The organism is Novipirellula artificiosorum, assembly GCF_007860135.1.
Lineage (GTDB): Bacteria > Planctomycetota > Planctomycetia > Pirellulales > Pirellulaceae > Novipirellula_A > Novipirellula_A artificiosorum.
In genome coordinates this window covers 909851-923046 of record NZ_SJPV01000002.1, presented here as the reverse complement: position 1 = coordinate 923046, position 13196 = coordinate 909851, and the positions used below count along the sequence as shown (strand labels likewise).

Annotated in this window: 12 protein-coding genes and 1 tRNA gene; 7 read left to right on the top strand and 6 right to left on the bottom strand. The window is 56.0% G+C overall.

Annotated elements, in window-relative coordinates; all coding sequences use genetic code 11:
- Positions 1-13: 13 nt before the first annotated feature.
- Positions 14-952: a metallophosphoesterase family protein gene (locus Poly41_RS09185; protein ID WP_146525587.1), complete on the bottom strand. Its 939-nt coding sequence runs from the start codon at positions 950-952 to the stop codon at positions 14-16.
- 1396 nt (positions 953-2348) lie between these two features.
- On the opposite strand from Poly41_RS09185, the gene Poly41_RS09180 reads away from it, so the two are divergent.
- Positions 2349-3008: an HAD family hydrolase gene (locus Poly41_RS09180; protein WP_146525586.1), complete on the top strand. Its 660-nt coding sequence runs from the start codon at positions 2349-2351 to the stop codon at positions 3006-3008.
- Between the two features lie 376 nt (positions 3009-3384).
- Positions 3385-4587 carry a pectate lyase gene (pelA, locus tag Poly41_RS09175; RefSeq protein WP_146525585.1) on the top strand — a complete coding sequence of 401 codons (1203 nt, stop codon included), beginning with the start codon at positions 3385-3387 and terminating at the stop codon, positions 4585-4587.
- 172 nt (positions 4588-4759) lie between these two features.
- Here the strand turns inward: pelA and Poly41_RS09170 are convergent.
- Positions 4760-4843, bottom strand: a tRNA-Leu gene (locus Poly41_RS09170).
- Positions 4844-4985: 142 nt separating this feature from the next.
- The gene (locus tag Poly41_RS09165; protein ID WP_231615530.1) at positions 4986-5438 is read right to left on the bottom strand and encodes an EVE domain-containing protein; all 453 of its coding nucleotides are present in this window, start codon (positions 5436-5438) and stop codon (positions 4986-4988) included.
- A gap of 48 nt (positions 5439-5486) precedes the next feature.
- On the opposite strand from Poly41_RS09165, the gene Poly41_RS09160 reads away from it, so the two are divergent.
- From Poly41_RS09160 to Poly41_RS09140, 5 genes are all read left to right on the top strand, one after another.
- On the top strand, positions 5487-5780 hold the full coding sequence (locus Poly41_RS09160) for a hypothetical protein (RefSeq protein ID WP_146525584.1): 294 nt from the start codon (positions 5487-5489) through the stop codon (positions 5778-5780).
- A gap of 153 nt (positions 5781-5933) precedes the next feature.
- Positions 5934-7193, top strand: a complete 1260-nt coding sequence (locus tag Poly41_RS09155; RefSeq protein ID WP_146525583.1) for an outer membrane protein assembly factor BamB family protein — start codon at positions 5934-5936, stop codon at positions 7191-7193.
- Positions 7194-7315: 122 nt separating this feature from the next.
- On the top strand, positions 7316-8287 hold the full coding sequence (locus Poly41_RS09150) for a prenyltransferase/squalene oxidase repeat-containing protein (RefSeq protein WP_146525582.1): 972 nt from the start codon (positions 7316-7318) through the stop codon (positions 8285-8287).
- A complete protein-coding gene (locus Poly41_RS09145) occupies positions 8287-9327 on the top strand; it encodes a DUF362 domain-containing protein (RefSeq protein WP_146525581.1) in 1041 nt (346 codons plus the stop codon). The genes Poly41_RS09150 and Poly41_RS09145 overlap by 1 nt, the downstream gene beginning before the upstream one ends.
- Complete coding sequence (locus Poly41_RS09140) at positions 9327-10133, top strand: SDR family NAD(P)-dependent oxidoreductase (RefSeq protein WP_146525580.1); 807 nt, start codon at positions 9327-9329, stop codon at positions 10131-10133. The genes Poly41_RS09145 and Poly41_RS09140 overlap by 1 nt, the downstream gene beginning before the upstream one ends.
- Here the strand turns inward: Poly41_RS09140 and Poly41_RS09135 are convergent.
- The 3 genes from Poly41_RS09135 to Poly41_RS09125 form a co-directional block, all read right to left on the bottom strand.
- On the bottom strand, positions 10091-11317 hold the full coding sequence (locus Poly41_RS09135) for an amidohydrolase family protein (protein WP_231615529.1): 1227 nt from the start codon (positions 11315-11317) through the stop codon (positions 10091-10093). The genes Poly41_RS09140 and Poly41_RS09135 overlap by 43 nt on opposite strands.
- 64 nt (positions 11318-11381) lie before the next feature.
- Positions 11382-12335, bottom strand: coding sequence for an acyl-CoA desaturase (locus tag Poly41_RS09130; protein ID WP_231615528.1), 954 nt, complete (start codon positions 12333-12335; stop codon positions 11382-11384).
- Between the two features lie 72 nt (positions 12336-12407).
- Complete coding sequence (locus Poly41_RS09125) at positions 12408-12617, bottom strand: small basic protein (protein WP_146525578.1); 210 nt, start codon at positions 12615-12617, stop codon at positions 12408-12410.
- Positions 12618-13196 lie beyond the last annotated feature (579 nt).

Below are 13196 nucleotides of genomic sequence, written 5' to 3'. Positions count from 1 at the left end.
CCCATCCTCAATTTCAGCTCCATGAAATCTCGACCTGTTGATGCGAGTCAGGATGCTTGGGATTAAGCGTTTGCAGTTCAAGGTGAAGCGAATCGTTGCTCATTCGTGCGGAAACCCAACCGTTGGGCAGTCCTTGGCTAAACAGATAGGCAACCGGTGGCAAGTTCACTAATTTAATATGTCTTCGCTCTTCGACATTCCACTTGTGACTGTGGCCATACAGGAAGCCGCGTACGTGCGATCGGTTGTCCAAGACGTCAAAGAACGCTGCCGTGTCCGAGATCCCGGACCACGGTTTCCCCGGTTCAGGTTCGGTGTACTGTGGCGTATGGTGGGCCATCACGATAGCGGGCTTGTCACGGCGGGCATCAAGTTCTCGAGCAAGCCACTGCAACTGCTCGTTGCCGACTTCACCGGTCACAACATTGACTTGCGTTAACGTGTCGAGCAAGAACCAATTGACGAATTCACATTCCAGCACACTGACGTGTTTGCTCGCGACCGCCGCGGCGGCGGGACGCTGTTCGCTAAACGTTTCGTACAACGCTGTGCGATCGTCATGGTTGCCCATCGTGACGTGAAGCGAAATCCCAAGATCATCCAGCGGTGCGAGGCAATTCGCCAGATTGGCATAGTCCGTGGGCAAACCTTTCAGGTAGGCACAGTCGCCGTTGATCAACAGGTTCGCGGGACGAACCGAAAGGCTGCTGATTTGCGAAATCACATCATTCAAGTTGTCGGTCATGTTGACGCCATGCGCCTCGACCGAGGGGTTCCTGGGGATATGGGTGTCCGAAAGCAGCGCGATGAGGTTCTTGTCGATCGCAGGAGAGCGGGTTGATTCGGATGCGGCGGAAACGCGATCGTGAGAAGCCAAGAAGGCGACGGTTCCGGCCGCCGAAAGACTGCGCAAAAAGGTTCGACGGGACTGGGATGCAAAATGAATGGGCATGATCGGTGTCTCCCGATATTTGACAGGGTGTGGGGTAGCGATGGGGTGGGCGGAAATTCAGCGATTCCTTTCTGATCATACCGCAATCCTTGCGGGACGCTAAAGGGAGTCACACCGGCCCCAGACCGGCCAGCGTCGCTGGGGCTGCGGAACGCTTCGACCGTCAAAAACACTTGGGCTCTCCCACGGAATGGGTGGACAGCTGTTTGCCCTGTCATGCCTAAGAAAACCGCCAGCCTGGATACGATCACCCACCCATTCCGTGGTCGTCCGGTTTTTAAGTTGTTAATTAAAAAAGACTTACAAGATTGACCTCTTCGCACAGCACCACGTTGACGCGGACGCTCGGGGGAAGATCCTTCGAGCCAACGAATACTATCCTTCTCGGAGATGGGGGGACTACGTCGCTTGTCCGATTTTTGCGAAGGTGTAAGCTTACTGAGGCTCTTGCGCACCTAGGTTTTTTGGCTCATCCGGCGGAAGCGTGCGCAGGAGGTTTTCGAGGCATCTCTCCGGTGTCCCATGATTGCTGGCAGGAGCTATTTTCACTGGTTATCGTGCAGTTGCCGGTAGAAACGGAGTCGAGCTCTGCAGAGGTGCAACTTGACAAGGGATATCCCGGTCGACGGTGCGCCAAGGGTGCTACCGGTTCCCGGCGGACGACCGACCGTCGGGGACTCTTTTCTAAGAGATCATTGGACACCGGAGCCATACCTCCAAAAAACCTTGAGTCTGGGTTCCGCGCGTTTCGGTCGGATGAGCCGGTTTTTTGACCGAGGAGTCCGAGAGCCACCCCGCCCATGAACCGCACCTCCGTGCAACAGGCTTTCCCATGTTCGCAGCACCAGCGCGAACCGCAAGGCAACAATCATTCGCAGCGGTTTGTCGAAAGACCAGAGCGAAATCTCGTCACCTACCCCGCAGATGTATTAGACAGCACCCGAGATGCGCGGTACAACGAGCCGCGCAGAGGGAGATGTCGAGCGCAGCGAGGGAGAGGGTTTCCTGGCACCCCATTGACTTGCTCCATACGACCACTCTCGAATCGGTGTTACTTTCCATCGGTCTCCAAACCCCCACCGATTCGTCAGGCCACCCACTCGGGAGGGGCTGGCTGGGGTGACCCTACCCGCGAGACCATGACCCCGAAGGGCGTCGCGGCTCATCCTGCGTTCTCTGCGACCCGCTTCGGGGTCGAAAAGCTGATTTTCATTCTCAACCCCAGATGCGGTATCCGCGATCTGGGGCTCATTGCTGAAATGCCTTCGGCAGGATCAATGAAACAAACCTTGCAGTGATGAATTCGATGCCCCCAAGCGGTTCGACTCCAGAGCCCAGTCCATTACAGTGTTAACGATTCACTGCACGGGATCCTCCTTTAGCCAGCCAACGCCACGTGATCACCTCTGAATTTGATGTCGTTATCTTTGACTGCGATGGGACGCTGGTCGACAGCGAGCCCATCACCACGCGCGTACTGGTCGAGTATGCCGGCGAATTCGGTTTTGAGATGCAATTCGCGGACGCGCTGGCGATGTTCGCTGGCGTCGATATGCCAGCGATCCGGGCCTACATCGAATCGCAAATTGGAGCCAACTTGCCAGAGGGGTTTACGGAGGAGTTCCGCCGCCGTCAAGAAATCGAACTTCGACGCCAGCTCCAACCGATTGCGGGTGCCCGCCAGCTTTTGGAGGTCATGCAACTTCCATTTTGCCTTGCCTCGAACGCGCCTCACAAAAAGATTCGCATCAATCTGGAGGTCACGAATCTGGCTTCCTTTTTTCCGCTTGAGCGATGCTTTAGTGCGTACGACATTGACACTTGGAAACCCGACCCTGCATTGTTCTTGTACGCGGCCGAGAAAATGGGCGTTGACGCCTCGCGTTGCATCGTGGTGGAAGATAGCGAAGCCGGCGTTCGAGCAGGCATTGCTGCGGGAATGCAGGTTGTTGGCTACATTCCAAAGGGTTCACCCTCGTGGAGCAATGAGGTGAACGTCGTCATCGATTCGCTGACGGACTTGATCCCCATGTTGGCCGCATACGAGCCCGGATGATTCGTTGGAGTGGTAGGCTTTAGCCGATTGCGTGCTGGATCCTTGCTGAATCGGCTAAAGCCTGCGACTCCAACATGCGCAGTCTGTTATTGACTCAACCGATGTAAGCTGATTGCATTCAAAGGGTTATGGGGAATAGGTTTGGATGGATGAATAACCCGGGCTAGTATTCCGCCGCAGCTCAATTTTCGTGAAGGGCCGTTTCCTACCGGCCACACTCTCAAATGAATTGGCCGGTGGGAACCGGCCCTACTTCGAACGCCTGCCCGCAAAACAAGCTGAGACGGAATACGAGTGCAATGCATGATGAGACCGCAAAGGGATAGAATGCTATTTTCACGGCCCTCCCTTTCCGTCAACCGAAACGATTGCCTGTATGAACGCGAAACTGATTGCACTCGTCGCCATGGCTTGTGGTTCATTCGCTGCCGCGCTTGACCAGGCATGTGCCGAGGGTCCAACCGGCCCCAAGGGTCCGCTCAAATCCGAAAAGGCTTCTCACCTAGAACCGATCGATCTATCGCCTTTTGGCAGTTGCATTCATCACTGGCGCGACCTGCGCGACGAGTCACGCTTTATCCAAGTGGAAAAAGACCAGCCTTCGTATCGCCCTGAGCAGGTGCGCGAGATCGTCAACAATATTCTGCTCTTTCAACGCAGCAATGGTGGCTGGCCAAAAGACTATGACATGACTGCCGTGCTGACTGCAAACCAACGTGCCCAAGTGATTGCCACAAGAGACAACGACGACACGTCGTATGACAACGGTAATCTCCATTCTCAAGTCGCCTATCTGGCTCGTGCCGTATCGCAAGTCAATGATCCAAGATGGCGAAACGCGTGTCAGAGCGGGTTCGACTTTATCCTCAGATCTCAATACGCTCATGGAGGTTTTCCTCAGCGCTTCCCCAAACCGAACAGCTATCATGCGCATATCACTTTCAATGATGGCGTCATGATGGGGATCTTGAATGTCTTGCAGGATGCTGCCGAAGGCGCCAAGCACTTTGCATGGCTCGACGATGATCGACGCCAACAAGCTCGCCGAGCGGTTGCGAGTGGAATCGACTGCATTTTGCGTTGTCAGATTCAACGCAATGGCAAGCGAACCGGTTGGTGCCAACAACATCACGAGGAAACCTTCCAGCCACAGCCAGCACGCACGTTTGAGCTGGCTTCCCTCTGTCCGCAAGAGACGACTGAGATCGTTCGATTTCTGATGCGTGATGCTTCACCGTCCGACGAAGTGAATGAATCGGTTGATTCGGCAATTGCATGGCTCAAGACCGTTCGTCTAACCAACCTTCGAATCGAGAAGGTCAAGTCGACCCGAGAATCTTTCCTGCGTCACGATACGGACATCGATGTCGTTGTCATTCAGGATCCGAATGGAAAACCGATTTGGGCAAGGCACTATGAAATCGAGACCGATCGCCCCGTCTTTGCCGGACGCGATGGGATCAAGAAGTACGAATTGGCTTCGATCGAACGCGAACGAAGAACTGGCACCGCTTGGTATGGCACTTGGCCTCAGGCTCTCTTGGAACGTGAGTATCCGCAGTGGAGAAATCGCAAATAGGGCCACCGCAAATGGTTGCAACCCCTTTTTCGTACCAACCGGCGTCAGCAAGCACGTCCGATGCAGCAGGCTGCTCTAAAAATCACGGCGGCAGAGGAATCGTAAGTGCAAAAAAAAATCTGGAACGGATGATGTCCGTTCCAGACCCTTTGCGGCCATTCTAGGCCTCGAATACCGAAGGAGGGACTCGAACCCTCACTCCCTTGCGAGAACTGGATTTTGAATCCAGCGCGTCTGCCAATTCCGCCACTTCGGCTCTGAACGCGTTCCAAAACAGAGGCGAATCCACTCTGAAACATGTCCGAAGCGGTTAATTTGCTTGATCGAGGTTCTTTCGACAAGCCCCCTGCGGGTTTGGACCGTTGCTGCAACCGATTTGTTCGCGATTGAATCGTCGATTACAGCGATTTCGCTAGCTTGACGACGGTGTCAAATTCCTTTTTTCGCACCGGCTGAACGCTCAATCGGCTCCCTTTTTGCAAAAGCACCATCTCCTTCAAACTCGCCCGATCGCGAAGTTGCGCTAACGTCACCGGGGTGTCGAAGATCCGCTCTAACTTGATGTCGACGAGGTACCACCGAGGATTCGACGGATCGCTCTTGGGATCAAAATACTTGCTTTTTCGGTCAAATTGGAACGGGTCGGGGTAACCGCCCTTGCAGACCACCGCCGTTCCGACCACCGCAGGCTGCTTGCATGCGGAATGGTAGAACAGCACTCGGTCACCGACTTCGATTTCGTCACGCAGTAAATTGCGAGCCTGGTAGTTGCGGACCCCTTCCCAGCACGTCGTCTGGTCCACCTGAGCCGCCAAATCGTCAATCGAAAAAGTCGTGGGTTCGGTCTTCATTAACCAATATTTGATCGTCATCGGCTCGCAAATGGCAAAGTGTAGGGGATGAGCGGTTTATACGGAGACGAGGATTTTATCGCCAGTTTGGGGTCGACGGCACCCGATGAAACACCATGCGCACTGGAATGGAGCGCAATTGAACAAACGTTCGTGATCGGCGGGGTCCACCCACCGGAATCGCGAACGACGGGCCAGGGAACGGGCCAAACCACACCGTTCATATCCTTTTTAGGAAAAGGCCCGCTCACGATGAATGTCGATACGCTTCATGCTGCCCTTGGCATTTTGTTCACTGCTGTTTGGTTGATTGTCGGCCAAATTCTCGTCGGCGGTCGCTAACGCCGCTACCGCACTTCGCTGGTTGCGGTTTCACGGTACAATTAGCCAGTATCTACTCACCGACCGATTCCGGTCGACTCCATCACGCGATCGATCCACTCAGCGGGTCTCGCGCATTTGGAGAGGCTTCTTCTCTTTCGAAATACCTTAGCGATGCTTCAACCGCGACTCTGGCTCGTGCTTTCGACCTATGTCTTGCTCGGTCATGCAGCTTTGGCCCAAGATTGGCCTCAGTGGCGTGGCCCCAATGGCGACAACCACGCGGACCCGTCCACCGATGCCCCACTTCGATGGGATCTGACCACGTCGGAAAATGTCTCTTGGAAAACGGCGATCCCAGGCTACGGTCATTCGACGCCAATCGTCGTGGGCGATTCGATTTTCTTGACGACGGCCGATGAAGACGCTGGGACTCAGAGCGTCTTGAAACTGGATCGCCAAAGTGGTCGTTTGATGGACAATTGGGTTCTGCACCGCGGCACGTTGCCCGAGCGGATCCACTCGAAAAACTCCTACGCGTCGCCAAGTCCGGCATCCGACGGAGAGCGTGTGTTTGCCTGTTTCCACACCGACGATGCGATTTGGCTGACCGCTTTGACGTTCGAAGGACGCGAAGTTTGGAAAAAGAAAATCGGCGATTTCAAACCACAGCGATTTCAGTTTGGCTATGGCGCCAGTCCGATCGTCGAGGACGACTTGGTGATCGTTGCGTCAGAGTACGATGGTGCCGATAGCGGGCTGTACGCCTTGGATGTCCAATCGGGGCAAGTGGTTTGGAACGCAAAGCGACCCGTCAATTTGAACTTTGCATCCCCCATCGCCGCGACACTCGCTGGAAAGCGACAAATCCTGCTGGCCGGTGGCGAATTGATTTGTTCCTATGACCCACCGAGCGGCAGAGAATTGTGGCGAGTCGAAACAACGACCGAAGCGATCTGCGGAACGGTGGTTTGGGACGATCGCCGAGTCCTCATCAGTGGTGGAAATCCCGACTCGGGAACGTGGTGTGTCGCGGGGGACGGTTCACGCAATTTGATCTGGGACAACCAAATCAAATGCTATGAACAATCCTTGTTGACGATTTCCAACTACGTGTTCGCGGTGGCAGATAACGGCGTCGCATTTTGTTGGCGAACCGTTGACGGAAAACCGATGTGGCAGAAAAGACTCTTCGGAGGGGGCGTTAGCGCCTCACCGACATTGGTCCGAGATCGGATCTACATCGCGTCCGAACGAGGTACGGTCTATGTCTTGGCCGCAACGCCGGATCGGTTCGATTTGCTTGCCGAAAATCAAACGGGCGATTCGATCTTTGCCACACCGCTTGCCATTGACGATCGACTGTTGATCCGGACGACCGTCATCGAAGGGCCGAAACAGCAGCAATACCTCGTTGCATTGGGACAGCAATAAGCACCGTTCCCCCCTCTGCACACCCTCGGTGCACGGGTGGACACAATCTGCCTTGCCTTGGTCCCGGGTCCTTCGTACGATTGCAGACCGTGACCAAGTGGCATCTTAAAGTCCTCCGACAAATGCCAAATCAAGACATGGATGTGACCCTCGCTGACTGGATCGATCAGCAACAAAAGCGATTGAATGCCCAGCCGATCATCGGATACGCGCGCGGTGAGCCTGCGGCGGCCGAACCGGTCGCGTTTGCGGCGATTTCCGCATCGGCCTACGGATTGAAGGAGGCCGCGATCGAAGCCTGCCGCTGTCTGATTCAAGCCCAAAACCGCCACGGGGCGGTCTCCGTCAACTTGCATGACCAAGGGCCCTTTTGGGCGACGTCTCTCGCCGCGATCGCTTGGCGAACCTTCGAACAAAAGTGGCCCGATGCTGCAAACGAATCAGCCAAATGGCGTTATCGCGACGCCTATCGTCGCGCAATCGATTTCCTGACCGGTTTCGGTGGCGAGAAGATTGAGCCGAATGACACGTTCGGCCACGACAGCCAATTGGTGGGATGGCCTTGGGTTCAGGGAACTCATTCATGGTTAGAGCCTACTGCAATGGCGCTGCTAGCAATGCGACATTGTGGTTACGCCGATCACCCGCGAGCCATCGAGGCCGCGGAGTTGTTGATTGATCGACAATTGCCCGATGGGGGTGCCAACTACGGAAATACCTTTGTGCTGGGTCAAGAACTTCGGCCTCACCTGTTGCCCAGCGCCATGTGTGTGGTGGCGTTTCATCGCGTGACGCCACGACCGGAACCGATCAAAGCGACGATCCGCTACCTACAAAACGAACTGAACCGTCCGATGGCAGCCATCTCGTTGTCGTGGGTGATGCATGCACTCGTTTCCGCAGCCTGGGACGAAGAGGACCGGTCTGAGATCGAGTTTGAGTGGCCCCTTCGATCGGCGATCAATCGGCTTCGCTTGATCGAAGAGAACCCCCATCGCCAAAACCTGTTGCTGCTGGCGGCCAAGACTCGCGAATCGCCGCTGTTGAATGTTGAACCGCACCGGATCGCCCCAGCCGAAAGCGGTGTCCATTGATGAGCGATCCCCACCCCAACAACGAGACCGCCGCGAGCCCTTCTCAACCCGATCGGCGCGGATTCTTGGTCGCAACCGCTGCCACGGCGGCCACCGCTGCAGGCGCGGGCTACTTGGTTCATCGGTCTCAGAGGAAAAGTTCTGTCTTCATTGCAAGGCACCAATCGTATACGGGTGAATTGGTTCGAACGATTCGCGACGGATTGTTGGCCTGTGAATTTGATCCTGGGACGATTCGTGGCAAACGGGTCCTGCTGAAACCGAACCTCGTCGAACCCTCGCGGTTGTCCCCTCAGATGACGACCCATCCGATCGTGATCCAGGCAGCGGTCGAAGTGTTCCGTGGCTGGGACGCCGACGTGACCGTTGGCGAGGGCCCCGGCCATGTGCGTGATACCGAACAAGCGCTGATGGAATCAGGCGTCATGGAAGCGCTCCAAGAGGTACGAATGTCGTTCGAAGATTTGAACTATCAAGAAATCCGACCGGTTGCGAATGCGGGCAAAGCGTGTGATTTGAAGCAGTTCTACTTTCCGCGAGCGGTCATTGAAGCGGATTTGGTGGTCAGCATGCCAAAGATGAAAACGCACCATTGGATGGGAATGACCGGTGCGATGAAAAATCTGTACGGCGTCATCCCGGGGATCAAATACGGGTGGCCCAAAAATGTATTGCATTTCAACGGAATTCCCCAAACGGTTTACGATATCAATGCTTCGGTCGGCCGCCGGATCGCAATTGTCGACGGTATCGATTGCATGGAGGGCGATGGGCCCATCTTAGGAACCCCCAAAAACATGGGCCTGATCCTGGTGGGCACGAACTTGACCGCCGTCGATGCGACCATGGCTCGTTTGATGGATATCTTGCCAGACCGCATACCGTACCTCGCTCTTGCCGCCAACCGACTCGGTCCGATTGACGAGAATCGGATCGTCCAACGGGGGGAGCAGTGGCAACCGCTTGTCGATCCTTTTCTGATCCTTGACCGTAAGCATTTACGAAAGCTCCGTGCAACGAATTCCCATTTTGTGACCTGATGCGACTGTTACAGCAAACCTTTGATTGCGATGCTCCGGTCGCATTGGTGACCGGCAGCGGTGCACCGCGCGTCGGTCGAGCGATCGCGGATTGGCTCGCCAAGCTGCAATGCCGTATCGCGCTGCACGCCAACAGCAGCACCGAACAGTCGAGCCTCGCCGCGGACCAGATACGTCAGAGATACAACGTCGACGTGATCGTGACGCAAGGTGCACTTCAAGAGGAGGGCGTTGGCGACCGAATCGTGTCGCAAACGGTCGATCACTTTGGCCGCATCGACATCCTCGTCAATTCCGCTGCCATCTGGCATCCGACTCCTCTTGAATCGGTCACGGCGGATGAAGTTCGTCGCTATTTTGACATCAACTCACTCGGGACGTTTTTGTGTTCACGCGCTGCCGGGTTGAGGATGGTCGAACAACCGTCTGGTGGCTCGATCATCAACCTTGGCGATTGGGCGACCGTTCGACCCTATCTCGACCATGCCGCCTACTTTCCGAGCAAAGGATCGATCGAAGTGATGACCCGATCGTTGGCGGTTGAACTCGGGGCACGCAATCACCGCGTTCGAGTCAATTGTCTGCAACCGGGGCCGGTGCTGCTTGGCGACGACGTCGATGCGGATCAGCGCGAACGGATTGCGAACAGCACCTTGGTCGAACGGATCGGAACGCCAGAGAACATTGCCCATGCCGTTCAATTCTTGTGCGAAAACGACTTCATCACTGGCGTCTGTTTGCCGGTTGACGGAGGACGAAGTGTCTACGCACCCGACGGATTGCAAGTTGGAATGAACACGGGTTGAAGACGATCACCGCGAGCGAGATCCGCCATCGCTTCTTGAAGCGAGCATGCGTCGGTTGGCACGCATCCGAATCGCGCGAGGCTGCCGCCTCGGATCCGGCCTAAATCGAGTCGTCCTAACGCATTCGCACCGTGAATCGTTGCCATCGCGAGGACATCCTGCGGATCGAGGTCTTGGCGATGGTTGAGCAGGAACCGGACCTCGTCCCAGAGGTTCAAGTCGGGATTGCTCGCTCGTGAATCCGTGCCGAGGGCAACCGGAATGCCATGACGCAGCATCAAGTCGACCGGATGTCGTGGGTAGCCGAAAAATGCATGCGTGCGAGGGCAGAAGACGACTGTCATTTGGGGATGCTTGGCAACGCATGCCATTTCATTGGGCCGCAGATCATTGCCGTGGATCAGCAGCGAGCGAGGCGCCTTGGCGAGCATCGCAATCAAATGACAAAACGGATCTTTCGGCCAAGGAAAAAGCCCCTCGCGCCAAACGCCCATCGTTTTGAGCCGATCCGCCATCGGCCCTGTTGCCGACTCAAGCAGCTCGCGCTCGGAAGGTGATTCCGCCACATGCATCGCGAGCGGTCGCCGGTGACGGATCGCCAATTCGATGCATTGTTGAATCACCTCGGGCGTCGTCGAATAGGGCGCGTGCGGGCTAATGCCGGCCGTGGGAAAGCTCTGCAAATGATGACGGGCAGCCGCCAATCTTTCCGCCCCTCGCGATTCGGACAAACCAAGGGTTTCCGCAAAGGAAATGATCTCCATCCCGCCTTCCTCGATCGTGCCTGCCTCGATCGTGCCGACGACCGGTGGCGTGGCAATCTCACCCACCAAAGCGACGCCCGCGCGGGCTGATTCCTCCACTCCGGCTCGGATCGCCTTGGCTTTGCTTTCCTCGGTGGCATTCTTCCTCGCCGCCACGACTTCACCAATCCATTGATCGAGCGTTACACCAACTTCACCAACGGGAACCGTGCAATCAGAGAATTCCAAATGGGTGTGGGCGTTGACGAGTTGGGGAAGTATCGCAACATCCCCAAGGTCCACGGCCCCCCGCGGAGCTTGGCCGCTACCGAATTCGGTCACCCGTTGGTCGCGAATGCGGATCCAGCCATGATAGAACGGTGGCCCCGAAATCGGAAAAATCCAACGCGCGGCGATGACCGAGGTGGTGAGAGTGCTCATGAGAAAAAGCCAACACAAAAGTGACGGTCGCCCACCACGATCTACGATCGGCTGCTTGTGGTCCTTACTCCTCGGCAGCCGCGTTCGCTTTTGGACGAACGACATCCTTGGCCAAGCCCACCGCTTCGAGTAATTGAATCACTCGCCACGACATATCAAATTCGTACCAACGATGGCCGTGCGCCGCAGCGCGGGGCTGAGCGTGATGGTTGTTGTGCCATCCCTCGCCGTGACTGAACAACGCCACCAACCAATTGTTGCGGCTGTTGTCCCGAGTTTCGTAGTTTCGATAGCCGAACACATGCGAAAGTGAGTTGACCGCCCACGTACCGTGCAAGACAAACACGGTCCGGACGGCAACGGCCCAAACCGCCCAGCTATAGCCATAACGGATCGACTCGCTGGTCACCCCGCCACTGGCCCAATATCCAAACAGGGCTCCTGCGACGGCAATCAGAACGGCGTGGGCAAGGAAGACGAAAAACCATCCACCGCGTCGCTCCAAGCGAAGGTAGAACGGATCCCGCAACAAATCACGGACATAGCGTTCATAGTGGCTGGTTCGATCGAGGTCCCGATGTCGGCAAACGACCCAACCGACATGCCCCCACAAAAAATTGGCAAGGGGCGAATGCGGATCGGGTTGATGATCGCTGTGTTGATGGTGCATCCGATGAATGGCCACCCAGCGGGCAGGACTGTCTTGCAGGTTGCACATGCCGAAAACCGCGAACGTATGCTCAAGCCATTTCGGGCAAGCAAACCCACGATGCGTCAACAAGCGATGGTAGCCGATCGTGATCCCCAGCATTCCAAAGGTGAAATGCCCAAGAATGGCCAACAGCACGCCTGACCATGTGAACATGTACGGAAGCAGGGCCAGCAAAGCGAACGCATGGATGGCCAACAAAACGATCACATACTGCCAAAGGATCTTCAGCGGCTGGGTCGCTTCGGGCAGCGGCAACCGCTGCGGATCAATCCCCTCCGTCGGCAATTCAATTTCTTCCGTTGGCACATCGTGAGCGCGTGGATTGGAAGCAGCGATAACATGGCCTCATGAAGGGCGTCGAATGGGAGAAATCGCCTACTACTTGTCCGCCGAATCCTCGTCCTTCTTCACCTTCTTCTTCTTCTTCAGCGAGACCTTGGGAACGCGCACCTTCGGCATCCCAACGATACTGGCTTCGGGATCGAAGCGGTTGAGTTCTTTCAGCCGAGCAATACGCTCGGCCCGGGTCATTACATTTCGAGATTTAATCGCCCCAGCTTGCACCTTGAGGCTGCGATCCATAGTCATATTGAGGCTCGATGAGGTCAAAATTCGAGTGAAACGTGGTTTAACAGGCCCCGCAAAATAGCTACTCCGTCGCGGTTTGGCAAGATTGAGACCGTATTTTCACAGCGGTGAACGACGGATTGGCCGTATTTCAAGTATTGGCCCTCCCACGGAATGGGTCGTGCAGTTTCTAAGTTGTGACTAAAACAGTGTTTAGGTATCCAACCACCCCTGCCTATCCAACCACCCCTGCCCGCGCAGCTCGTTGTACCGCGCATCTCGGGTGCTGTCTAATACATCTGCGGGGTAGGTGACGAGATTTCGCTCTGGTCTTTCGACAAACCGCTGCGAATGATTGTTGCCTTGCGGTTCGCGCTGGTGCTGCGAACATGGGAAAGCCTGTTGCACGGAGGTGCGGTTCATGGGCGGGGTGGCTCTCGGACTCCTCGGTCAAAAAACCGGCTCATCCGACCGAAACGCGCGGAACCCAGACTCAAGGTTTTTTGGAGGTATGGCTCCGGTGTCCAATGATCTCTTAGAAAAGAGTCCCCGACGGTCGGTCGTCCGCCGGGAACCGGTAGCACCCTTGGCGCACCGTCG

Bases quoted from the DNA above. Each gene is read 5' to 3' on its own strand.
- Poly41_RS09185 (WP_146525587.1), bottom strand. From the start codon at position 952: ATGCCCATTCATTTTGCATCCCAGTCCCGTCGAACCTTTTTGCGCAGT.
- Poly41_RS09125 (WP_146525578.1), bottom strand. From the start codon at position 12,617: ATGACTATGGATCGCAGCCTCAAGGTGCAAGCTGGGGCGATTAAATCT.
- Poly41_RS09155 (WP_146525583.1), top strand. From the start codon at position 5,934: ATGCTTCAACCGCGACTCTGGCTCGTGCTTTCGACCTATGTCTTGCTC.
- Poly41_RS09145 (WP_146525581.1), top strand. From the start codon at position 8,287: ATGAGCGATCCCCACCCCAACAACGAGACCGCCGCGAGCCCTTCTCAA.
- Poly41_RS09150 (WP_146525582.1), top strand. From the start codon at position 7,316: ATGCCAAATCAAGACATGGATGTGACCCTCGCTGACTGGATCGATCAG.
- Poly41_RS09165 (WP_231615530.1), bottom strand. From the start codon at position 5,438: ATGAAGACCGAACCCACGACTTTTTCGATTGACGATTTGGCGGCTCAG.
- Poly41_RS09160 (WP_146525584.1), top strand. From the start codon at position 5,487: ATGAGCGGTTTATACGGAGACGAGGATTTTATCGCCAGTTTGGGGTCG.
- Poly41_RS09135 (WP_231615529.1), bottom strand. From the start codon at position 11,317: ATGAGCACTCTCACCACCTCGGTCATCGCCGCGCGTTGGATTTTTCCG.
- pelA (WP_146525585.1), top strand. From the start codon at position 3,385: ATGAACGCGAAACTGATTGCACTCGTCGCCATGGCTTGTGGTTCATTC.
- Poly41_RS09140 (WP_146525580.1), top strand. From the start codon at position 9,327: ATGCGACTGTTACAGCAAACCTTTGATTGCGATGCTCCGGTCGCATTG.